This is a genomic window from Streptomyces sp. NPDC050564 (assembly GCF_044457265.1).
In the GTDB taxonomy this organism is placed as follows: domain Bacteria; phylum Actinomycetota; class Actinomycetes; order Streptomycetales; family Streptomycetaceae; genus Streptomyces.
The window spans coordinates 85,789-105,698 of record NZ_JBITGS010000017.1 but is presented as its reverse complement, the minus strand read 5'-3'; the positions used below and the strand labels follow the sequence as shown (position 1 = coordinate 105,698).

General features: G+C 71.2%; 22 protein-coding genes and 1 pseudogene. 6 read left to right on the top strand and 17 right to left on the bottom strand.

Annotated elements, in window-relative coordinates; genetic code table 11:
• Positions 1–127: 127 nt before the first annotated feature.
• From ACIBK0_RS26465 to ACIBK0_RS26445, 5 genes are all read right to left on the bottom strand, one after another.
• Positions 128–922 carry a DUF4142 domain-containing protein gene (locus ACIBK0_RS26465; RefSeq protein WP_399084834.1) on the bottom strand — a complete coding sequence of 265 codons (795 nt, stop codon included), beginning with the start codon at positions 920–922 and terminating at the stop codon, positions 128–130.
• 176 nt (positions 923–1,098) lie between these two features.
• Entirely contained in the window at positions 1,099–1,707 is a 609-nt protein-coding gene (locus ACIBK0_RS26460) for a TIGR03086 family metal-binding protein (protein ID WP_399084831.1), read from the bottom strand.
• Positions 1,708–1,802: 95 nt separating this feature from the next.
• Positions 1,803–2,447, bottom strand: a complete 645-nt coding sequence (locus tag ACIBK0_RS26455) for a TetR/AcrR family transcriptional regulator (RefSeq protein ID WP_399084828.1) — start codon at positions 2,445–2,447, stop codon at positions 1,803–1,805.
• 106 nt (positions 2,448–2,553) lie between these two features.
• Positions 2,554–3,045 carry a cupin domain-containing protein gene (locus ACIBK0_RS26450; protein WP_399084825.1) on the bottom strand — a complete coding sequence of 164 codons (492 nt, stop codon included), beginning with the start codon at positions 3,043–3,045 and terminating at the stop codon, positions 2,554–2,556.
• 42 nt (positions 3,046–3,087) lie between these two features.
• Positions 3,088–3,507, bottom strand: a complete 420-nt coding sequence (locus ACIBK0_RS26445) for a DUF4267 domain-containing protein (protein ID WP_399084822.1) — start codon at positions 3,505–3,507, stop codon at positions 3,088–3,090.
• Between the two features lie 37 nt (positions 3,508–3,544).
• Between ACIBK0_RS26445 and ACIBK0_RS26440 the strand changes: the two genes are divergently transcribed.
• A complete protein-coding gene (locus tag ACIBK0_RS26440) occupies positions 3,545–4,123 on the top strand; it encodes a TetR/AcrR family transcriptional regulator (RefSeq protein WP_399084819.1) in 579 nt (192 codons plus the stop codon).
• 24 nt (positions 4,124–4,147) lie between these two features.
• Here the strand turns inward: ACIBK0_RS26440 and ACIBK0_RS26435 are convergent, their stop codons facing one another.
• A complete protein-coding gene (locus ACIBK0_RS26435; RefSeq protein ID WP_399084816.1) occupies positions 4,148–4,867 on the bottom strand; it encodes an aminoacyl-tRNA hydrolase in 720 nt (239 codons plus the stop codon).
• A gap of 72 nt (positions 4,868–4,939) precedes the next feature.
• On the opposite strand from ACIBK0_RS26435, the gene ACIBK0_RS26430 reads away from it, so the two are divergent.
• Together ACIBK0_RS26430 and ACIBK0_RS26425 are read left to right on the top strand one after the other, a co-directional pair.
• On the top strand, positions 4,940–5,842 hold the full coding sequence (locus tag ACIBK0_RS26430; protein ID WP_399084813.1) for an ATP-binding cassette domain-containing protein: 903 nt from the start codon (positions 4,940–4,942) through the stop codon (positions 5,840–5,842).
• Positions 5,839–6,510 carry an ABC transporter gene (locus ACIBK0_RS26425; RefSeq protein WP_399084810.1) on the top strand — a complete coding sequence of 224 codons (672 nt, stop codon included), beginning with the start codon at positions 5,839–5,841 and terminating at the stop codon, positions 6,508–6,510. Before ACIBK0_RS26430 ends, ACIBK0_RS26425 begins: the two co-directional genes overlap by 4 nt.
• Positions 6,511–6,570: 60 nt before the next feature.
• Here ACIBK0_RS26425 and ACIBK0_RS26420 read toward each other — a convergent pair whose 3' ends face one another.
• The 3 genes from ACIBK0_RS26420 to ACIBK0_RS26410 all read right to left on the bottom strand — a co-directional run bounded on the left by ACIBK0_RS26420 (position 6,571) and on the right by ACIBK0_RS26410 (position 8,345).
• On the bottom strand, positions 6,571–6,750 hold the full coding sequence (locus ACIBK0_RS26420; RefSeq protein ID WP_399084807.1) for a hypothetical protein: 180 nt from the start codon (positions 6,748–6,750) through the stop codon (positions 6,571–6,573).
• A gap of 31 nt (positions 6,751–6,781) precedes the next feature.
• Positions 6,782–7,630 (bottom strand): polysaccharide deacetylase family protein, encoded by an 849-nt coding sequence (locus tag ACIBK0_RS26415; RefSeq protein WP_399084804.1) that lies wholly within the window; start codon positions 7,628–7,630, stop codon positions 6,782–6,784.
• A gap of 124 nt (positions 7,631–7,754) precedes the next feature.
• Positions 7,755–8,345, bottom strand: coding sequence for a TetR/AcrR family transcriptional regulator (locus ACIBK0_RS26410; protein ID WP_399084800.1), 591 nt, complete (start codon positions 8,343–8,345; stop codon positions 7,755–7,757).
• 44 nt (positions 8,346–8,389) lie between these two features.
• Here ACIBK0_RS26410 and ACIBK0_RS26405 point away from each other — a divergent pair, with 44 nt between their 5' ends.
• A complete protein-coding gene (locus tag ACIBK0_RS26405; protein WP_399084798.1) occupies positions 8,390–8,791 on the top strand; it encodes a hypothetical protein in 402 nt (133 codons plus the stop codon).
• Positions 8,792–8,806: 15 nt separating this feature from the next.
• Here the strand turns inward: ACIBK0_RS26405 and ACIBK0_RS26400 are convergent, their stop codons facing one another.
• Positions 8,807–10,936: a SpoIIE family protein phosphatase gene (locus ACIBK0_RS26400; RefSeq protein ID WP_399084795.1), complete on the bottom strand. Its 2,130-nt coding sequence runs from the start codon at positions 10,934–10,936 to the stop codon at positions 8,807–8,809.
• 269 nt (positions 10,937–11,205) lie between these two features.
• Here ACIBK0_RS26400 and ACIBK0_RS26395 point away from each other — a divergent pair, with 269 nt between their 5' ends.
• Entirely contained in the window at positions 11,206–11,637 is a 432-nt protein-coding gene (locus tag ACIBK0_RS26395) for an SRPBCC family protein (RefSeq protein WP_399084792.1), read from the top strand.
• A gap of 53 nt (positions 11,638–11,690) precedes the next feature.
• Here the strand turns inward: ACIBK0_RS26395 and ACIBK0_RS26390 are convergent, their stop codons facing one another.
• On the bottom strand, positions 11,691–12,524 hold the full coding sequence (locus tag ACIBK0_RS26390; RefSeq protein ID WP_399085092.1) for a PPK2 family polyphosphate kinase: 834 nt from the start codon (positions 12,522–12,524) through the stop codon (positions 11,691–11,693).
• Positions 12,525–12,711: 187 nt separating this feature from the next.
• Positions 12,712–13,931 (bottom strand): annotated as a pseudogene (gene thrS / locus ACIBK0_RS26385) (threonine--tRNA ligase).
• Between the two features lie 233 nt (positions 13,932–14,164).
• On the opposite strand from thrS, the gene ACIBK0_RS26380 reads away from it, so the two are divergent.
• Entirely contained in the window at positions 14,165–14,608 is a 444-nt protein-coding gene (locus tag ACIBK0_RS26380; RefSeq protein ID WP_399084789.1) for a spore germination protein GerW family protein, read from the top strand.
• A gap of 218 nt (positions 14,609–14,826) precedes the next feature.
• Here ACIBK0_RS26380 and ACIBK0_RS26375 read toward each other — a convergent pair whose 3' ends face one another.
• The 5 genes from ACIBK0_RS26375 to ACIBK0_RS26355 form a co-directional block, all read right to left on the bottom strand.
• Complete coding sequence (locus tag ACIBK0_RS26375; protein WP_399084786.1) at positions 14,827–16,242, bottom strand: alkaline phosphatase PhoX; 1,416 nt, start codon at positions 16,240–16,242, stop codon at positions 14,827–14,829.
• A gap of 86 nt (positions 16,243–16,328) precedes the next feature.
• Positions 16,329–17,336: a slipin family protein gene (locus tag ACIBK0_RS26370; protein ID WP_399084783.1), complete on the bottom strand. Its 1,008-nt coding sequence runs from the start codon at positions 17,334–17,336 to the stop codon at positions 16,329–16,331.
• Between the two features lie 91 nt (positions 17,337–17,427).
• Entirely contained in the window at positions 17,428–18,903 is a 1,476-nt protein-coding gene (locus ACIBK0_RS26365; protein ID WP_399084780.1) for a SulP family inorganic anion transporter, read from the bottom strand.
• 8 nt (positions 18,904–18,911) lie between these two features.
• The gene (locus ACIBK0_RS26360; protein WP_399084777.1) at positions 18,912–19,490 is read right to left on the bottom strand and encodes a carbonic anhydrase; all 579 of its coding nucleotides are present in this window, start codon (positions 19,488–19,490) and stop codon (positions 18,912–18,914) included.
• Between the two features lie 70 nt (positions 19,491–19,560).
• On the bottom strand, positions 19,561–19,899 hold the full coding sequence (locus ACIBK0_RS26355; protein WP_399084774.1) for a hypothetical protein: 339 nt from the start codon (positions 19,897–19,899) through the stop codon (positions 19,561–19,563).
• Between the last annotated feature and the right edge of the window lie 11 nt (positions 19,900–19,910).

The following is a 19,910-nucleotide window of genomic DNA, read 5'->3' as shown; positions in this document are numbered from 1 at the left end:
ACCAGACCCTGCGTGTCGTCTCCTTACGACGGACCTGTGTTCCGGCGTGACGGAGTCATGGCCCCGGGACCCGGGGCCGAACCCATCCGAACGGACCTTCAGAGCAACATTTGAGGTTCCGTGCGGGCTACTGGAGCACCTTGTCCGAGTCCGTGGGCTCCGGTCGGCCGGTGTTGATGTTGGCGTCGGGCTGCGGCAGCGCCGACGGGTTCGACGAGACGTTGACGCCGTCTCCCGGCTGGACGGGCGGCGCGGAGGCCGCCGACGCGCCGACGGTCGGCGCCGGGGGGCCGGTCGGGCTGGCGGTCGACGTGGCGGCCGCGGCCGCGGCGATGGCGTCGAAGTCGACCGCTCCGGTCTTCTCCAGCATCGTGATGTGGTCGAGCACCGTCAGGTTGGCGTCCGAGGCCAGCTGGCGCACCAGCGTGTTGCGAGTGGTGTTGCGGACCGCGCCGATCGCCGGAAAGATCTTGCCGTGGGCGGACCGCAGCAGGTTCGCGAACTTGTACTCGTACTCCTTGCCCGACGCCGCCGAAAGCTCCTTCAGCCAGCCCTGCTGCTGGTCGTTCGGCTGGTTCGGCAGCTCGACGTTGAGCTGGGCCGCCACGATCCGCACCCGCTTGTCGAGGTCGGTGTGGCCGACGATCAGGTGATCGCCCGCCTCCTTGATCGCCTTGGTGGGCGCCCGCTCGATCGCCTGCTGGCCGGCCGGCAGCTCCCAGAGACCGGCCAGCCGTACTCGTACGATCAAGTCGCGGTCGGCGGCGGTCAGCGGCCCCCAGCGTGTGTTCACCGTCCCGGCCGCGAGATTCGCCGCGCCGGTGCCCGAACGGTCGGCGTACGACCACACCGGGAACGCGAGTGCGCCGGCGGTGGCGACGAGTGCCGCGATGACGAGGGCCGTACCGTTGATACGCCGCAAAGGTGCCTCCCGCGTGAAACCAACTGGTCGTTGGGAACCTGTACTTGGCCAGTGCCAGCAGGTACGTACGGGAAGGCTGTGGTGTTCAAGCCCGTCGGTGATCAGTCACGCCCGCCCGCGCGCGGCCGTCGCCCGGCTCCCGAACCGGCCGTCCGACGCCGACTCGCGCGGCGCCGTCAGTTCGGCAGCGGCCACTTCTCCGGGTCGCGTCCCAGCAGTCGCAGCGCTTCTTCCAGGGGCTCCGCCCCGCCCGGCCCGTCGAGGGCCGGCGCGAACGCGAAGCCCGCGCCGCGGCCCGCTGGATCCGTCGGCACACGGCGGGCGACGGCCAGCCCCGCTTCGAGGACATGGCCGGGCAGGTCGAGCCCGACGCCCAGCGTGGCGGCCACGTCCCAGGCGTGCACCACGTAGTCGATGAAGTGGAACCCGACGGCCATCCGCCCCGGAAACCCGCTCCCGAGCTCGGGCAGCACGAACTCCCGTTCCCCGACCCCCGGTTCGGCGAACGCGGCGAGCACCGTCGTCGCCGCTCCCTGGTAGGTCCGCATCGGATCGCTCATGTCGTCCGGCTCCCGCCAGTACGCCTCCTCGTGCCCCGCCCCGCGCGCGGCCGCCGCGAACCCGTGGTGCTGAGCGGCCATGTGCGCCACCAGTCGCCGCAGCGTCCACCCGGCGCAGGGTGTGTCCCGTTCCCAGTCCGTCTCCCGCACCAGCCCCACGATCCTGAGCGACTCGTGTACGGCGATCCGGTCGAGCTCGACGATGTCCGGTCCAGTCGTTGTCATCCGGCCTCCTCGATGAGGAGACGAGCATAAAACTAAGCGAACGGTCGTGCTACTTGTTTGGCGTTGTCCGCTGCGGCATTCAACTTCGCTGCTGCTCAAGAGACTTCGGGCACCCGGGACGGGTCGGTCGCCGCCGCCCGCAGTCGCGCGGTGATCCCGACGCGGGCCCTGCGGTAGGCGACCGTCTCGTCGTGCAGGACCGAGACGGCGTTGGCCGTCTCCATCAACGCGATGAGTTCGAAGGCGAGTTGGCCGGCGTCCGTGCCCGGGTGGAGGTCGCCGAGGTCGCGGGCCTCGGTGAGGGTGCGCTCCACGTGGTCCGCCCACTCCCGCTGGGCGCGTACCATCGCGTCGTGCACGGGCCCCGGCCTGGCGTCGAACTCGGCGATGACCTCGTAGAAGAAGCAGCCGCCCGGGAAGACCCTGCCTTGGGAGTAGTCCAGCCAGAGTTCGCACAGCCGCCGGACGCGGCCGACCCCGGCCGGGGTCTCGGCCGCGGGCCGGATCACCTGGTCGACGTAGATGCGCGCCGCCTCCCGCACGGTGGCCAGCTGGAGCTCCTGCTTGGAGCCGAAGAGTGCGAAGACCCCGCTCTTGCTGAGCCGGAGCTCGGTGGCCAGGCGTCCGACGGACAGCGCCTCCAGTCCCTCGACGGAGGCGATGTCGACGGTGCGGCTCAGCACCAGCTGCCGCGTACGGTTGCCGCGTTCGACCCTGCCGTCCAGCCGGGTACCGGCCATCGTGACCTCCCCAGATCCCTCTGTGTGCGCAGAGCCTAACCGGCGCCGGGCACGCCGTTCGGTGCCCGGCCGGCCATGCCCTTCGGTGCCCTGCGTGCCCAGCGATTCAGCGCCGTCCGTCCCATGCCGGACTCTGCCGGAAGTACGTGTCGTACAGCTCCTGGACCTCCAGCAGGCTCTCCGGCGGCACCTTGCCGAAGGCGATGCGCTCCAAGTGCCGGAAGTACTCGAAGCGTTCGACGCCGGGGGTGATGACGATGAGGATGTCGGCGTCGTGCCCGGGTGCGGCCGCGAAGGCGTGCGGAACGCCGGGCGGTACGACGACGAGGTCGCCGCGCTCGGCGGTCACGATCTCTTCGCCGGAGAGGAGCTGGGCGGTCCCGTCGAGCATGTAGAACAGCTCGGCGGAGCCGGCGTGATGGTGCGGCTTGGCGCCGTCGGCGCCGTCGGTGAGGGTGGCGCGCAGGGTGGACAGCGCGCCACCGGTCGAGCTGCTGTCGGCCAGCAGTTGGAGGGCGGTGGGGGCCCGGCCGATCACTTCGGCCTCCGCGGAGCGGACGATCACGGACTTGTCGAAGTCCGGCACGATCAACGACATCTCATGACTCCCTGATGCAGGCGTTGGTTCGGTCGATGGCTTTCAGACCGCGAGGAGCAGGGCTGCACTGATGAGGACAACGACGGCCGTGGCGAAGTGAATTCCGAACGCGACCGCCTTCGTGCCGCCGTGGCGCAGCACTATCAGCGTGTCGCCGAGTGGCGCCAGCGCCACGATCAGCATGAACCACGCCTCGGCGGTGGCGCCGGCGAAGGCGAGCAGGGCCAGACCCATGACGCCGAAGGTGGCGTCGCGCAGGCCCTTGATCTCCAGATAGGCGGCGTCGCCCTGCGGCTTGGCGGGAACGCCGTATGCGGTGGCGGCCGGCTGCGGCTGGAGCAGGAACCGTGCGCCGATGAACAGGACGAGGAGGTCGAGCACGATGGCAAGGCCGTAGGCGGTGGGAGTGAGCACGTCGGATCTCCTTGCTAGCAGCGCTAGGGGCGAGAGCGAAGCTAGCATAGCCTCGACATGAATACTAGCGGTGCTAGATGTGCCCATGTCGATCCAGACGCGCCGAGAGCGCGAACGAGCGGAGCGCGAGCGGCTGATCGTCACGGCCGCGCGGGAACTGGCCGAGACCGAGGGCTGGGACGCGGTGACCACGCGCCGGCTCGCCGCCGAGATCGAGTACAGCCAGCCGGTGCTGTACAGCCACTTCAAGGGTAAGGACGCCATCATGGCCGCCGTCGTCGTGCAGGGCTTCACCGAGCTGGCGGAGCGACTGCGCGCGGCCCGTACGGCGGCGTCGGGTCCGAGCGCGGCCCTCGCCGCGGTCGGCGCGGCCTACGCGGAGTTCGGTGAGCGGCGCCCCGCGCTGTACGACGCGATGTTCACGCACCCCGTCGACCTGCCGTTCGCGACCCCCGAGGCGCCGGCCGCCCTGTGGGACGCACTCGGCGAACTGCACCGGACCATCGAGCCGCTCGCGGAGGGCGATGACCCGGGCATCCTCATGGAGACCTTCTGGAGCGGTCTGCACGGACTGGTCACGCTGATGCGCAGTGGACGCCTCCCCCGCGAGGGCCACGACCGCCGGCTGTCCCTCCTGATCGGCCACTTCACCCCGCTCTCGTAGCGGGCGAGCGTCAGCCGTGGAGCGTCAGCGGCGCAGCGCCGGATGGTCCGCGACCACTGTGCACGAGCCCGGTGCGATCTCCGTGAAGCCCGCGTCGCGGACCAACGGGAGGCCGGCGGTGGTCAGTTCGCGCCAGCGGGCCGGGTCCGCGGTGCGCACGGCGAGCGCGTAACCCGCGTCGCGCCACGCCGCGCGCTCCTCGTCGGACAGCTCCCACCACGCCAGTTGGGCGCCGTGGCCCGCCTGTGCCATCGTCTTGCCGGCCGACATGTCGAGCTCGGGGTTGAGCCACAGCACGGGCGCCGTCGGATCGGCGTCCACCGGCGGCTCCGGGTCGTCGAGGTCCGTGCCGGAGACCTGGAGCCTGGCCAGGTCCTTGGGCCAGCCGTCCAGCGGGACCGGTGGGAAGACGCGCACCTCGGCGGACTTCCCCGTCACCGTGATGCCGGGCAGCGCCTCGGTCCGACGCCACTCCGCGCCGCGCGCCCGCCGGACGACCTTGCGGATCCGCGCGTCCTGCCAGTCCCGCATCGTCTGCGCCCATTCCCCGTCCCCGAGCGAACGCTCGTCGCCCAGGATCGTGAGCACGGCGCGGGCCGCGGTCTCCAGGGCGTCGGTACGCGCCGGGGGAGCGGCCTTCTCGATGCGCGCGACCAGGGGCAGCACGAACTGCGGTGCCTCGTCGCGCGCGGTGCGCTCGGAACGGAAGGGGCTGTCGCCGGGAACGGACGGATCACTGGTCACGTCCTCCAGTCTGCCAGGGCGGAAGATCGGTCCCTCCGCGGGAGGCCGCGAGGACGAGCGAGGAAGGGCGCCATGACACGTGAGCTACGGCTGGAGGGCGTCGGCCGTCGTTACGGCATCCACGGACCCTGGGTGCTGCGCCGGGTGGACCTGGAGGTGACGCCCGGCACCCTGATCCGTGTCGAGGGTGCCAACGGCACCGGAAAATCAACCCTGTTGAGGCTCCTCGCGGGGATCGACGCGCCCACCGAGGGTCGGATCACCGGGCGCCCGCGCACGGCGTACGTCCCCGAGCGCTTCCCGGCCGCCCTCCCCTTCACCGCGTCCGGGTACCTCACCCACCTCGGTGCCGTCCACGGCCTGACCCGTACCGCTGCCGCGCGCGCCGCCGAGGAGTGGCTGGAGCGGCTCGGCGCCGCCGCGTACGCCCGTACACCCCTGTCGGAGCTGTCCAAGGGCAGCAGCCAGAAGGTCGCCGTCGCCCAGGCCCTCCTTGCCGAGCCCGAGCTCCTCGTTCTCGACGAGGCCTGGACCGGCCTCGACGCCGCCGCCCGCGCCGAACTGGAACGCGTCGTCGCCGAGCGCACCGCCGCCGGCGCCGCGGTGGTCTTCGTCGACCACGACCCGAGGCGCCTGGAGGGGGTGCCCGACGCGACGTACACAGTGATCGAAGGGACCCTGAACCGCCGTACGGACAGCGTCACTTCGGTGGTGCCCGGACCGCACGTCGTGGTCGAGGCCGAGGGTCCGCCGGACGCGGAGCCGCCCGTCGAAGCGGCCGGGCTGTCGACGTCCGTGCGGCGGACCGCACCGGGGACGACACGCTTCACCGTGCCCGAGTCGCACTCCGACGTGCTGCTCAGATCACTGCTGGACGCACGGCCGCCGTGGCACGTGGTGGGTGTGAGCCGAGCGTGCCCTGAGGACTCGGCCGAGAACGTCGTCCGCCCGCTCGAAACCGAAAGCCGCCGATGACCGCCCTTCTCCGCTACCAGACCGCCCTCCTGTTGCGCTCCCAGCGCTGGTTGCCGCCGTTCATCCTGTACGCGGCGTTCCTCGCGATCGGTGTGCAGAGCGGTCAGCCGGTGCTCGACTCGCTCGGCTACTCGGCGGCGGCCGTGCTGCCCGTCGCCGCCTGGCTGGTGCGGATCTGCGCGACCAACGAGCCGCCCGCGGCGCGCAGTTGTGTAGGGGCGGCGGTCGGCGCGGGCCGCGCGCACCTGGCCTGTCTGACCGTCGCGCTGGCAGCGGCCGTGCTCCTCGGCGCGGCGGCGACACTGATCGTCACGGTGATCAGCGATCCGACGAGTACGGACCACCACAAGCGGGTGCCGGTGCTCGCGGCGGCCGGCGCCGGCCTCCTCGCCGCGCTCGTCTGCGCGCTGCTGGGCACGGCCGTCGGCGCGCTCACGACGTGGCCGTTGCTGCGCTCGCCGGGCCGCGCGGTTCCCGCGATGCTGCTCGCAGCGCTGCTCGCGCTGGTGGTGACGGGCTCACCGGCCCACGCCGCGCTCACCGACCTGATCACCGGCTCGCAGGCGGGCACGGTCCCTGCCCCGCTGCTGCCCCTGGCGGCCGCCGTACTGCTCACCGCGGCCGCGATCGCAGCGGCCTGCGCGCTCACCTCGCGCAGGCCGGCCTGACGGGGCGGCGCGCCGGGCTTCTGGCCGGTCAGCCCGTACAGGCGATGCGCTTCCGGCCGGTCAGCCGGAGCAGGCGGTGCGCTGTGCCTCCTGCCACTCGCAGACGGGGCACAGCGTGATCCCCTTGTACGACTCCGGGTACTCCGTCGGCTCGCGGCACAGCACGCACTCGGCGAACGGGGGTCCGTCCGCCGTGGGGGCCGGATCCGCCTCGGTGCCGGTGGCGCAGTACTCGCTCATGGCTCCAGGGTAGGACGGGCGGCCGGGCCGCTCAGTGGTGGAGGTGCGCCGCCTGTCCGATCAGCTCGGACACCTTCACGAACCGGTACCCCTTCTCGCGCAGCTCGGGAACGATCGTCCGCAGGGCCTCCTCGGTCGCCGGCGCCGCACTGCGTGTGCAGTGCATGACGACGACGGACCCGGGCTTCACGCCCTCGAGGACCTGTTGAGCCACGGCATTCGCATCCGTCGCGAACGCGTCACCGCTCACCACGTCCCACTGCACGGCGGTCACCCCGACGCCGCTCAGCGTCCGCAGGGCCTGCTGGTCGTAGCACCCACCGGGGAACCGGAAGTACGGCATCGCGTTGCGCACGCCCGCCTTCTCGAAGGCGGTGTACGCCCGCTCCACGTCCACCCGCATCCGGTCCTCGGGCACGGTCGGCAGTCCGTAGCAGTTGTCCGTGAAGGCGTAGTGGCTGTACGAGTGGTTGGCAATCTCGAACAACGGGTCCTGCCCGATGTCCTTGGCCTCCTCCGGATACTCGTCGGCCCACCGTCCCGTCATGAACACGGTCGCCGGCACCTTGAACCCGCGCAGCGTCGCGATCAGTTGGGGATTGTCGAAGTGCTCCCCGTTCGCCGCCCGCGTCCCCTGATCCGCGGTCATGTCCGCGTCGAAGGTCAGCGCGACGGTCTTGTCGGTCGTCCGCGGACCGTTCGTGAAGACGGGGGTCAGTCCGGTGGGACCGGGAGCGAGTGTCGGGGGCCGCGACGGCGCGGCACTGGCGGACGCGGGTTGCCCTGGACGGGCGGCGTGCGGGGTGCCGGGGGCACCACAGGCGGCGAGCGCGGCCCCCAGGGCGCAGGTCGCGGCGAATCGTCGTACTGGAATGATCACCGGATGAAGATATCGTCACAAATCCGACTATTCGGTCCTCCTGTGTCCGTGCCGCGCGGATGCGGTCCCGAAGTCACCCGCCTAGAGCCGCGGCCCGGGGTCCGGGCCGGCGCTGCATGACCCGCTATGCGCGGGGGAGGAGCGCGTCCATCGCCGCCTCCAGATACGCGGGGAAGTCCTCGCGCGAGGGTAGTGCGGAGGGCACGGCATGGCCGAGCTGGGTGTGCCCCAGATAGAAGCTGTACGCCAGCAGTCCGCGCCGCCGTGCCTCGTCCTCGGCGAGGCCGAGCTCGGTGAAGAGCCCGGACAGGTAGCCGATGCGGCGCTCGGTGACCTGTCGCAGCGCGGCGGCGACTTGAGGGTGGTCCGTGCTGGCGAGCAGCGAGACCTCGAGCGGGTCCGTGCCGGCCGGCTCGGTGACCTCGGTGAGCAGTCTGCGCAGCCGCTTCTCCGGGTCCGGCTCGGTCTCCAGCGTCGCGATGATTTCCTCGGTGTCCGCCTCGACCCAGCGGGCGAGCGCCGCCTCGATCAGCGCCTCGCGATTGTCGAAGTGCCAGTAGAAGCTGCCCTTCGTGGCGCCGAGGCGAGCGGCGAGCGGCTCGACCGCCACCGCCGCGAGGCCGCCGCCTTCACCGATGGCGGCGAGTGCGGCATCCGCCCAGTCGTGGGCGCTGAGCCTGGCCTTCCTGGTCTGCCGCCGTTGCGTCATGACCATACGCTACCGTATGGTTTCCATACGCCAGCGTATGGAGGTATGTGATGGTCAAGGACAAGCCCTTAGCGGTGGGGTTTCCCGAAGGTGCTCGGCTGATCAGAGCGGCCGTGGACCGGCCCGACTACCAGGACGCGTACGCCATGGAGTTGCGGCCCGGAATGCCGCGCGATCCGGCGGCCTGGACGGGCATTCTGCGTGACGCCTTCCCGATCGAGACGCAACAGGGCGGCGAGGCGCTCATGAACGTGAGCACGGCCGGTCTCGATGCCTGGGCCTCGATCGTCGTCGACGAGAAGTACGTCACCCTCTGCAGCTCGGTGAGGACGAACGCCTGGCGCTCCAGGCTCTATTGGGGTGTCGTGAAAAGAGTTCACCCCTTCATGGCTCGCGCCATGATGGTCCGCACCCACCGCAAGCTCGCTCTCGCCGCGCAGAACGCCGCGTAGGCATCCGGCCGATTCCTAGGGCAACTCCTTGCTGTCCGGGGCTGTGCGGTCCGGCGTATAGGGGCATGCGCGGGCGATCAGCAGGGCGACGTCGTCGTGAACGTCGGTGTGCCGGAGGTCTCGCAGGAGTCGGTCGCAGGTGTCTTCCAGGGGGTCGTCCGGGGTGTCGAGGAGGCTCAGGAGGGCATCGAGGCGTTCGTCGATGGGGTCGTGGCGGGACTCGACGAGTCCGTCGGTGTACAGGACCAGCTGGTCGCCAGGGGCGAGACTGAGGCTTGTGGTTTCGAAGGGGACGCCGCCGACTCCGAGCGGGGTGCCTGTGGGCAGATCGAGCAGCTGGGGGCGTCGGCCGCTGCGGACCAGAGCGGGTGGCAGATGGCCGGCGTTGGCGATGTGGCACTCGGCCCGGTGGGGGTCGTAGGCGGCATAGACGCAGGTGGCGATGTACTGCTCCAGCCTCGATGTGATCTTGTCGAGGTGCTGGAGGACTCGGGCCGGGTCGAGGTCGAGATCGGCGTAGGCGGCGGTGGCCGTACGTAGGCGGCCCATGGCGGCGGCTGCCTCGATGCCGCTGCCCATGACGTCGCCCACGACGAGCGCCGTCTTGTCGCCGTCGAGGGGGAGCACGTCGTACCAGTCGCCGCCGACCTCGTAGGCGGCCTGTGCCGGCCGGTAGCGGGAGGCGACCTGCAGGCCGGGGAGCTGGGGCGGGTGGTCGGGGAGCAGGCTGCGCTGCAGGGTCTCGGCGGCGTTGCGCACGCTCTGGTGCGTCCGGGCGTTGTCGATGCACACCGCGGCGCGCGAGGCGAGTTCGGTGGCGATGGCGAGATCGTCCTCGTCGAAGGGCCGCGGGTCGCGAGCTCGGGTGAGGCCCAGGAAGCCGAGGATGGCGCCGCGTGCGCCGAGGGGGACGGCCAGGTAGGAGTGCACTCCGGCGCGGGCCAGGAGCGTGGCGGCGTGGCTGTCGCGGGCGATGCGGGTCAGATCGTTTCCGTCGGCGTGTGAGATCAGGACGGGCCGGCCGGTGCGCACGCATTGGGTGGCCAGGCGGTCGCTGTCGTACGCGGCGATCCGGCCGGGCGGATCGGCGGCCCGGAAGGCCTCGGTGGGGTAGGCGGCCTTGACCGCGAGGGCGCGGAAGACCGCGGGGCCGCTGTGGGAGGCGGGGCGGTGCTCGTCGAGGACGGAGTCGAGCAGGTCGACGGCGACCACGTCGGCGAGTGCGGGAACGGTGACGTCGGCCAGCTCCCGGGCTGTCTGCTCGACATCCAGCGTGGTCCCGATGCGGGCGGAGCCGTCGGCGATCACGGCGAGGCGTCGCCGGGTCTCGGTGGCCGCCATGGCCGACTCGTGTCGCTCGGTGACGTCCACCACCAGGTCGGCCACTCCCAGGACACGGCCCTGGGTGTCCTCCAGCCGGTACAGCGAGATCGACCAGGCGTGTTCGCGTGCCGGGTCGGCCGGGGTGCGGCCGACGATGGTGGACTGGTCGACCAGGGGGACCCCGCTCCGCAGGACCTGCCGCATCGCGGCCTCGGGCACTTCGAACTTGGCGTCCCGCATGATCTCGCGGTAGCGGCGGCCGAGGTGGTCCTTCGCGGGAATGCCGTGCATCCGTTCCAGAGCGGGGTTGACGGCCACATACCGCAGTTCGGTGTCGAGAATCGCGATTCCGATCGGGGACTGGGAGATCAACCGGGTGGACAGCGCGACATCCCGTTCCACCTCGCGCAGCCTGGGGGAGTCGGTGCCCAGCCCGAGGGCGTAGAAGTCGCCCAGGTCGTCCAGGAGCCGCATGTTGCGCAGCTCCACCAGCCTCGTGCCGCCGCCCTTGCACTTGATGGGGAACGTGCCACCCCAGCTCTGGCCGGTCTCCATGACCTCGATGAACTTCTTGATCACCCAGTCCCAGTGCTCTTCGTGGACGAGCAACCGCCCGGCGTACTCCCCGAGTGCCTCCTCGGCGCTGTAGCCGTACAGCTCCTCGGCCTGCGGACTCCACAGGACCACCCGTCCTTCGGCGTCCAGGAGCACCGCCGCGACACCAAGGAGGTCCATCAGCCCGCTCGGCTGCGACAGCACTCTCTCCGGCCGACGGGCATCCCGCCGGTCGTGGTCCGCGGGAGGCTGTTCGGCTTCGCTCATGGCAGGCACTCCTTCCGTCGACCGGCGCCACGGGGGCCATCCGTCGGCCTGGCTGGAGCGGGACCTGTCGGTGTCTGCAAGTGCTTCGGCCTCCATGGTCCCCCCGGAACACCGGACAACGCACCCCTGTGTCTCGGGGTACGTGGTCGGCGACCGCGCCGTCCGCACACATGGTGGTCGGCCGCGTCTCACCCTTCGGTCGACTGGCCTCGTGCCGGGCGCACACTGGAAGCGGAAGCCCATGCATCAGCCGAATGTGGAGGTGCGTCATGAGCATCCTCGAAGAACACGTCGATGTCGGAGTTCCGATCGACAAGGCCTGGGACAGCCTGCACCGGGTGGAGAACTATCCGCGCTTCGTGGAAGGAGTGCGCGACGCCCGTACGGAGACGAATGGCCGAGCGCATCTGGACGTCGAGGCCGGCGGCCGGGCCCGGGAATTCGAGGCCCGGGTCACCGACCGCAGTGGAGAGCGCGCGATGGAATGGCGCACCACAGGCGCCGCGGAACTGACGGGATCCTTCTCGCTGCAGCCGCTCGACCAGAGTCACACCCGGGTTCAGGCACGGCTCGAGTACGACCCCGACAGCATCAGGGAGACCTTCGGTGGGCCGAAGGGATTCGCCCAGGCGAACGCGGTCGAACGGCTCGTCCGCAGCGATCTGGAGCAGTTCAAGGAGTACGTGGAACGCGGCCGGTGAGCGGCCGGGCCCTTGGCGGCAGGCCGGGCCCTCCGCGGTAGCGGAGGGCCCGGTCACCGGGCATTCATCAGACGCTCCCGGCTCTCCGCCACGTCGAAGTCGGCCTTCGGGTACTGCGGATCCAGCGCCTCGAGGTGCTCCAGGAGGAGCTTGCTGATCGCCCAGTTGCGGTACCACTTGCGGTCGGCTGGGATCAGATACCAGGGCGCCTGGGGCGTGCAGCAGCGCTCCAGGGCGATCTCGTACGCCTTCTGGTAGGCGGGCCACAGGGCGCGGTCGTCGATGTCGTCGGCACTGAACTTCCAGTGCTTGTCGGGGTTGTCGAGGCGTGCCAGGAGGCGGCGGAGCTGCTGCTCGTGCGAGATGTGCAGGAAGCACTTCACGACCGTGACGCCGTCGTCGGCGAGGGACTGCTCGAAGCGGTTGATCTCGCCGTAGCGGTGGGCGATCTCCTTGCGCGGGGCCAGTTCACGGACACGGGCGATCAGGACGTCCTCGTAGTGCGAGCGGTCGAAGATGCCGATCTCGCCGGGCTCGGGAAGCGCCCGCCTGATGCGCCAGAGGAAGGAGTGCTTGCGCTCCTCGGGAGTCGGCGCCTTGAAGGACCGGATGCGGCAGCCGGAGGGGTTGAACAGTCCGATGACGTGTTTGACCGTGCCGCCCTTGCCGCTGGTGTCCATGCCCTGGAGGACCAGCAGCAGGCGCCGTCGGTCGCCCGCCGTGCTCGCGGCCCACAAGCGTTCCTGCAGGTCGGCGAGGTGTTCGCCCATCCGGGCGGTGGCGGCGAGACCGGCGGCCTTGCCGTCGGGACCGGCGGGGGTGGCCGCGGCGTCGTACGAGGAGAGGTCGACGCCCGTCCCGCCGGGGATGCGCAGGAGCTCGCGCAGCCGGGCCGGGGCCTTGCCGTCGGACTTCCGTCCGCCGGCCTTCGCATCGCCCTTTCCGCCGTCTCCCCTGCCGTCCCGCTTGCCGTCCTTCTTGCTGCCCTTCTTGCCGTCCTGCTTGGCCACCGCGTACCCCTTCCGGACGTGTCCCTCGATGGTGCGACGGGCGGCGGGGGCCCGCTACTCGCGTTCAGGCGTCCTGGTCGAGCAGCTCGGCGCTGCGGGCATCGATCGGCTGTGCGATGCGGCGCAGGACCTCCGCGGCGGGCCGGGCATCGAGGCGGCGGCCGTCGCGCAGGCGCAGCGCGACCAGGCCGGCGGCTGCTTCCCTGGGGCCGATCACCGCCTGGTACGGGACGAGGCGGGCGGCGCGTATCCGGGCGCCCAGGGTGCCCTGGTCCGGGGCGGCGAGCTCGGCCCGGAGTCCCTGGTCGCGGCAGCGGCGTACCAGCGCCGCGGCCTGGTCGACCTCGGCGTCGGAGACGGGCAGGGCCACCAGTTGGGTGCGAGCCAGGGCGGGAAGGCGCCGCCGTGCACCTCGATGAGATGCGCGACGGCCCGTTCCAGGCTGCCGATGACACTGCGGTGGACCATGACAGGCCGGTGTTTCGCGCCGTCGGCGCCGATGTAGTGCAGGTCGAAGCGCTCGGGCTGGTGGAAATCGACCTGGACGGTGGAGAGGGTGGACTCGCGACCTGCCGGGTCGGCGATCTGGACGTCGATCTTGGGGCCGTAGAACGCCGCCTCGCCCTCGACGGCCTCGTACGCCACGCCGCAGCGGTCCAGGACGTCACGGAGCAGCGCGGCGGACTTGCGCCACAACTCGGGGTCGGCGACGTACTTCCCACCGGCTCCCGGCAGTGAGAGCCGGTAGCGCGCCGGTTCGATGCCGAGTGCGGTGTACGCCCGTCCGATCAACTCCAGTGCCGCGTGCGCCTCTTCGGCGACCTGGTCCGGGGTGCAGAAGACGTGCGCGTCGTTGAGCTGGATGGCGCGCACGCGGGTGAGTCCACCGAGGACGCCCGACAGCTCGGAGCGGTACATGGCGCCCAACTCTGCGATGCGGAGGGGGAGTTCTCGGTAACTGTGCGAGCGGGAGCGGTAGATGAGCGCGTGATGGGGGCACAGGCTCGGCCGCAACACCATCTGTTCCCCGCCGAGTTCCATCGCCGGGAACATGTCCTCGCTGTAGTGCGACCAGTGCCCGGAGATCTCGTACAGCTCCCGTTTCCCCAGCACCGGTGAGTACACATGCCGATAGCCCGCCCGCCGCTCGGCGTCGCGGACGTACTCCTCCAGCGCGTGCCGCACGGCCGCGCCGTCGGGCAGCCAGTACGGCAGGCCCGCACCCATCAGGGGGTCGGTGTCGAACAGGTCCAGCTCACGGCCGAGTCGACGGTGGTCGTGCACGATGGTCTCCTCACGGGGGAGGGACGGGTGCCCGCACGGCGAAGCCCCGGGGCACTCGCCCCGGGGCTTCGGACTCACGTCAGCGGTCAGCGCGCCGGGACTCTCTCCGGCGTCGTCGTGTTCGCAGCGGCACGCTTCATGCCGGTGACGCTAACAGGGGACCGCCACCCGCGCGCGGGATTTAATCTGCGGGCATCGGCAACGCTCCGCACCCCGGGCCAGGAGGTACCGCGATGACAGCACCGCAGGACACGACGCCCCCGCCGGACGACTCCACCGCCCCGCTCGCCGACTCCGTCGAGCCCGCGGGCGGGACCGTGGCCCGGCTGCTGGAAGGGATCGCCGAGCGGCTCGGCGGACGGGCCTCGGTGACCGCCGTCTTCGGCGAGGCCGTCACCCACGAAGGCGTCACCGTCATCCCCGTCGCCAAGGTCGGCTTCGGGTTCGGCGGCGGCATCCTGCGCGGGCTGGGCCGGGCGAAGAACGCCGAGGGCGGTGGTGGAGGCGGCGGCTGCGAGGCCCGCCCGCTCGGCTTCATCGAACTGCGCGACGGCACCGCCGCCTACCACCCGATCCGCGACCCGTGGGCCGACGTCGTCGCCCCCTTGGCCGCGCTGCTCGTCACGGCCGCCGGCCCCGTCCTGGCCCGGGCGCTGACCCGGCGCCGCAAGAGCTAGTGCCCCGGCAGGCAACGTTCGCCCCGTCGCGACGCCCGGCACGCTCCCCCACTGCCTTGAGGGCGTGGGAGGTGCCCCCACTCGCCGCACCGGCCGAAAGCCCAAGTACATCCAGTACGAGGACTTCCGGCCGGCACTCCCCCAGCCTTCGGCCGGGGGACCCCCAGAGCACGCACCGGACGCCGCTCCTTGACGGGCAAACGTTGCCTGCCGCGGCACTAGGACGGCCCGATCCGCCGGGCGGCAGCCCCCTTGCCTCGCCAAGGTCCGGTCACCGCGAACGTCGTTCCCGGCGTATAGCAGTTCACGTACATCGTCCCGCCGTCCGGCGAGAAGGTGACGCCCGCGAACTCGCCCCACTCCGGGGCCTGCGGGGTGCCGATGTTGTGGGCGCCGCGCGCCATCGCGTACACCTCGCCGCGCCGCGTCACACCGAAGACGTGCTGCGCGCCGTTGCCGTCCTCGCAGACCATGAGGCCGCCGCCAGGGGTGAGGCAGATGTTGTCGGGGGACTCTCCGGGGAGTTGGACGTCGGTGTCGGGGCCGAAGACGATCACGAGGGTGAGCCGGCGCGCCGACGGGTCGTAGCGCCAGATCTGGCCGTAATGGTCGGCGGCCGAGCCGTCCGCGCCGCGGGCGAAGGAGGAGACGAAGTACACGCATGTGCCTCCCCAGTAGCAACCCTCCAGCTTCTGGGCGTGCGTGATGCCCTGGGGGCCGAAGTCCTGGAGCCGGACCGGGGTGTGGGCGGCGAGCGGGTCCGGTACGTCCACCCACTCGATGCCGTCGAAGCTCGTGCCCGTCTCCTGGATGGAGGAGAGGTCCGGTACGCCGGGGACACGCATCGCCTGGAGCCGGCCTCCCGCGCGGAGCGAACCCACCCCGCCCTCCGGCCTGTTGGGCAGAAAGCGGTAGAAGAGGCCGAAGGGCTTGAGGAACGCGTCCTCGGTCTCGTAGACGATGCCCCGCTTCGGGTCGACGGCGATCGCCTCGTGCTGGAAGCGGCCCATGGCCGTGAGCGGGACGGCTCCGGTGCGGTGCGGGTCCACCGGGTCGACCTCGAAGATGAAGCCGTGGTCCTTGGTATAGCCGTTGGTGCCTGCCGTGTCCTCGGTCTCCTCGCAGGTCAGCCAGGTGCCCCAAGGAGTCGGCCCGCCCGCGCAGTTGACGGCCGTACCGGCGATGGCGACGCGCTCGGCGAGGACGTTTCCGCGCCGGTCCAGCGTCAGCGACGTACAACCGCCCTTGCCCATCGGGTCGTACGTCAGGCCCTCGACCGTCGGGACCGAGAACTTCGCGGTGACGCGGTTCTCGTGGTTGCGGACCAGGTGGACGCGGCCGTGCCGGCCGGCGAAGGCGGACATGCCGTCGTGGTTGCTGGGCACCGGGCCCTCGCCGGAGCGGAGTCGGTCGCCCTCGCGGGACAGGACCCGGTAGCGGAAACCTTCCGGCAGGTCGAGCAGTCCGTTCGGGTCGGGGACCAGGGGGCCGTAGCCGCTGTGGCCGAGGTCCTGCGCGGCGGCGGTGCCCGCGAAGAGTTCGGAGAGGTTTCCGGCGAAGGCGATCGAGGCGGTCAACACGCCGGTGCGGGCGAGCATCTGACGTCGTGTCGCGGAGCGACCGTTTTCGGGCATGGGGCGACCTTCCTGCTGGCGGACAGGACTGTGACCCGCCTGTGTGTATCACGCGGCAGGTGTCGCCGGAACCCGCGTAGCACGTGTCACTCGTCGCCCTTGGGCTCATGGAGCTCATCGAGGCGGCCGAGCTCCTGGAGCCGGTCGGCCTCGTCGAGCAGGCCGGGCTCCTGGAGCCGTACGGCTTCATCGAGCAGGCCGGGCTCCTGGAGCGGGACGGGCTCCTGGAGCGGGACGGGCGCATCGAGCGGGACGGGCTCATCGGGCTCGTCCAGCTGGACGTGCTCATCGGGCCGTGGGGGCGCCGACTGCTCGGCGGCGGACGGCGCCGGACCTGCCTGCGCCCGCTCGAGGAAGCGCAGCAGCTCCACCGGGAAGGGCAGTACGAGCGTGGAGTTCTTCTCCGCCGCGACGGCCACCACCGTCTGCAGCAGCCGTAGTTGGAGCGCCGCGGGCTGCTCCGACATCACTCCGGCGGCCTCCGCCAGCTTCCTGGACGCCTGGAGTTCGGCGTCCGCGTTGATGATCCGGGCCCGCCGCTCACGGTCGGCCTCGGCCTGCCGGGCCATCGACCGCTTCATCGTCTCCGGCAGCGATACGTCCTTGATCTCCACGCGGTCGATCTGCACACCCCAGCCGATCGCCGGGCTGTCGATCATCAGCTCCAGCCCCTGGTTGAGCTTCTCGCGGTTGGACAGGAGGTCGTCGAGGTCGCTCTTGCCGATGATCGACCGCAGCGAGGTCTGCGCCATCTGCGAGACCGCGAATCGGTAGTCCTCGACCTGGATGACCGCGTTCGCCGCGTCCACGACCTTGAAGTAGACGACCGCGTCGACCCGCACCGTGACGTTGTCCCGCGTGATGCCCTCCTGGGCCGGCACGGGCAGCGTCACGATCTGCATGTTGACCTTACGGAGCCGGTCCACGAAGGGCACGATCAAGGTGAACCCCGGAGGCCGCGGGACACCCATCAGACGCCCCAGCCGGAAGACCACCCCGCGCTCATACTGCTTGACGACCCGGGCCGCCGCGGAGAGGTAGACCAGACCGGCCGCACCGGTCGCCACACCCGCCGCGATGAGTTCCTCGACCATGACGACCCCTTTCCGAGCCGCCCACCCTGCCTGATACGTCCACTTTACGTCGTAGGGCCGGGCCCGCCCGGTGGCAGGCCCGGCCCTGGCCTCAGTCCCCCGGCGTGACCTTCACCGGCTCGATCCCGGTCGCACTGTGCCGTGCCGACCAGTTCTCCAGCGCGGAACGGCACGCGTGGTCCAGGTGGTGCAGACCGGAGAGGTCCAGCTCGACGGGGCGATCCTGCGGCAGCGCCTCCAGGCTGTCGAGGATCTTCGGCAGCCGCAGGAAGGTCGCGTTGCCCGAGAGGTACGCCTGGACGGGCCCGGCGCCCTTGTCCACGACTTCGAGGCGCACGTGCGAGGCCTCCCACGCCGTCTTGGCGACGGCCAGCGCGAGCCCGATCAGGACGCCCTCGAACATGCTGACGGCGACGATCGACACGGCGGTGACGACGAGAATCAGCGCCTCGCCACGGTGCTCACGCCACAGCGACACGATCTCCCGAAGCGGAATCAGCTTCCAGCCCGCGTGTACCAGGATGCCGGCGAGGGCGGGCAGCGGGATGACACCGAGTGCGGCGGGCAGCAGCGCCGCGAACAGCAGCAGCCACAGGCCGTGCAGCACCCGGGACGCCTTGGTCCGCGCGCCCGCCTGGACGTTCGCCGCGCTGCGTACGATCACGGCGGTCATCGGCAGTGCGCCGAGCAGCCCGCAGACCGCGTTGCCCGCGCCTTGTGCCATCAGCTCCTTGTCGTACGCGGTCCGCGGCCCGTCGTGCAGCCGGTCCACGGCCGCCGCGCTGAACAGCGACTCGGCGGAGGCGATCAGGGTGAAGGCGAGGACGGTGCCGAGGACTCCGACACTCGCGAGCTCGCCGAACGCGTCGGGCGAGGGCAACTGGATCGAACCGAGCAGCCCCCGCACCTCCACCGTGGCCACGGGCAGGCCGAACGCCAGTGAGACGAGGGTGGCCGACGCGACAGCGCCGAGCGCTCCCGGCACCGTACGCACCCGGCGCGGCAGCCGCTTCCACAGGACCAGTACGGCGATCGTGCCGGCCCCGAGCCCGACCGAGGCCAACGCCTCGGTGCTACGGGCCGCGTCGGTGAGCGCCTCGGGCAGCCCGGTGAGCTTGTCGAGTCCGGATGCCGGTGCCTTCAGGCCCGCCATCGAGTAGAGCTGGCCGGCGATCAGCACGAGGCCGATTCCGGCCAGCATGCCCTCGACGACCGCCACCGAGATCGCCCGGAAATAGCGCCCCAGCTTCAGGGCTCCCATGAGGAGCTGGAGCACGCCCGTGGCGAGCACTACGACTCCGAGGAGGGCGAGCCCGTACTCCCGTACGGCCTCGAAGACCAGCACGGTCAGCCCGGCGGCCGGCCCCGACACCTGGAGGCTGCTGCCGCGCATCAGGCCGGTGACGAGTCCGCCCACGATGCCGGTGACCAGGCCGAGTTCGGCCGATACGCCGGAAGCGACGGCGACGCCCACGCACAGCGGCAGGGCGACGAGGAACACGACGACCGACGCGGCGAAGTCCTGCCGCAGGTACGGGAATTGCTTCGTGAGGCCCGGGAGTTTCATCGCGCGGCTCACAGCGCCTCGAAGGAGTCGGTGTCCGGCGTGTGCGCGCGTACGGCGCCGGTGTGGACCTCGTAGTACCAGCCGTGCAGCCGTAGCCGACCGGCTGTCATGGCCCGCTGCACACAGGGGTATGCGCGGAGCCTGAGCAGTTGCGCGAGGACATGGTTCTGCACCGCGTCGGCGACGGCCGGGTCGTCGTCGGACGCGTCGGAGGGGGGTTCGGCCTGCGCGAGCCAGTCGCGTACGGCCGGTACGGCGGTCAGGTCCTCGCCGCGCACCAGCGCTCCGACGGCGCCGCAGTGCGAGTGGCCGCAGACCACGATCTCGGACACGCCGAGTACGTCCACCGCGTACTCGACGGTCGCCGCCTCGGAGGTCGGCCGGTCGCAGGCGTACGGCGGGACGATGTTGCCCGCGGTGCGCAGCTCGAAGAGCTCGCCCGGGCGGGCGCCGGTGATCAGGGCCGGGACGACCCGGGAGTCGGAGCAGGTGATGAACAGGACTTGTGGGGACTGGCCTTGGGCGAGCGAGGCGAAATCCTCGGGTCGCCGGCCGAAGGAGCGGGCATGGTCGATGAGGGGCTGCATGTCAGTTCCTCCTGGCGCGCCATGAGGGCGCGTCGGCTTACAGAACGGAGCGTGGGGGGACGCGCTCGGCTCAGCAGCGGAAGACCTGAAGTCCCGCGGGGGAGTGGTCGATCGAGGATCTCGACGTGCGGGGGTGCGAGGCGGTGAGAGGGACCGGCGGGTACGTGCCCGCGAGGTCGCTCGCGAGCAGGGCGCGCGCCCGCGTTTCGGGTACGAGGTCCTCGTCGCGGATCTGTCGGCGGGCACCCAGGGGCGGGGCCACCTTGTGCGGGTGCTCGGCCTCGGCGCAGGCGGCGACTTCACCCCTGTGCGCGGACGCGAACGCCTCGGTGGGGGCGAAGAGCTGCAGACTGATCAGGACGGCGGCGAGTACCACATACAGGGTCCGGGCCGTCGTACCTCGTAACATGCGCCCCCTCC

Bases quoted from the DNA above. Each gene is read 5' to 3' on its own strand.
- ACIBK0_RS26365 (WP_399084780.1), bottom strand. From the start codon at position 18,903: ATGAAACTCCCGGGCCTCACGAAGCAATTCCCGTACCTGCGGCAGGAC.
- ACIBK0_RS26380 (WP_399084789.1), top strand. From the start codon at position 14,165: ATGACAGCACCGCAGGACACGACGCCCCCGCCGGACGACTCCACCGCC.
- ACIBK0_RS26370 (WP_399084783.1), bottom strand. From the start codon at position 17,336: ATGGTCGAGGAACTCATCGCGGCGGGTGTGGCGACCGGTGCGGCCGGT.
- ACIBK0_RS26360 (WP_399084777.1), bottom strand. From the start codon at position 19,490: ATGCAGCCCCTCATCGACCATGCCCGCTCCTTCGGCCGGCGACCCGAG.
- ACIBK0_RS26395 (WP_399084792.1), top strand. From the start codon at position 11,206: ATGAGCATCCTCGAAGAACACGTCGATGTCGGAGTTCCGATCGACAAG.
- ACIBK0_RS26420 (WP_399084807.1), bottom strand. From the start codon at position 6,750: ATGAGCGAGTACTGCGCCACCGGCACCGAGGCGGATCCGGCCCCCACG.
- ACIBK0_RS26410 (WP_399084800.1), bottom strand. From the start codon at position 8,345: ATGGTCATGACGCAACGGCGGCAGACCAGGAAGGCCAGGCTCAGCGCC.
- ACIBK0_RS26430 (WP_399084813.1), top strand. From the start codon at position 4,940: ATGACACGTGAGCTACGGCTGGAGGGCGTCGGCCGTCGTTACGGCATC.
- ACIBK0_RS26440 (WP_399084819.1), top strand. From the start codon at position 3,545: ATGTCGATCCAGACGCGCCGAGAGCGCGAACGAGCGGAGCGCGAGCGG.
- ACIBK0_RS26400 (WP_399084795.1), bottom strand. From the start codon at position 10,936: ATGAGCGAAGCCGAACAGCCTCCCGCGGACCACGACCGGCGGGATGCC.
- ACIBK0_RS26460 (WP_399084831.1), bottom strand. From the start codon at position 1,707: ATGACAACGACTGGACCGGACATCGTCGAGCTCGACCGGATCGCCGTA.
- ACIBK0_RS26445 (WP_399084822.1), bottom strand. From the start codon at position 3,507: ATGCTAGCTTCGCTCTCGCCCCTAGCGCTGCTAGCAAGGAGATCCGAC.
- ACIBK0_RS26405 (WP_399084798.1), top strand. From the start codon at position 8,390: ATGGTCAAGGACAAGCCCTTAGCGGTGGGGTTTCCCGAAGGTGCTCGG.
- ACIBK0_RS26355 (WP_399084774.1), bottom strand. From the start codon at position 19,899: ATGTTACGAGGTACGACGGCCCGGACCCTGTATGTGGTACTCGCCGCC.
- ACIBK0_RS26455 (WP_399084828.1), bottom strand. From the start codon at position 2,447: ATGGCCGGTACCCGGCTGGACGGCAGGGTCGAACGCGGCAACCGTACG.
- ACIBK0_RS26450 (WP_399084825.1), bottom strand. From the start codon at position 3,045: ATGTCGTTGATCGTGCCGGACTTCGACAAGTCCGTGATCGTCCGCTCC.
- ACIBK0_RS26375 (WP_399084786.1), bottom strand. From the start codon at position 16,242: ATGCCCGAAAACGGTCGCTCCGCGACACGACGTCAGATGCTCGCCCGC.
- ACIBK0_RS26425 (WP_399084810.1), top strand. From the start codon at position 5,839: ATGACCGCCCTTCTCCGCTACCAGACCGCCCTCCTGTTGCGCTCCCAG.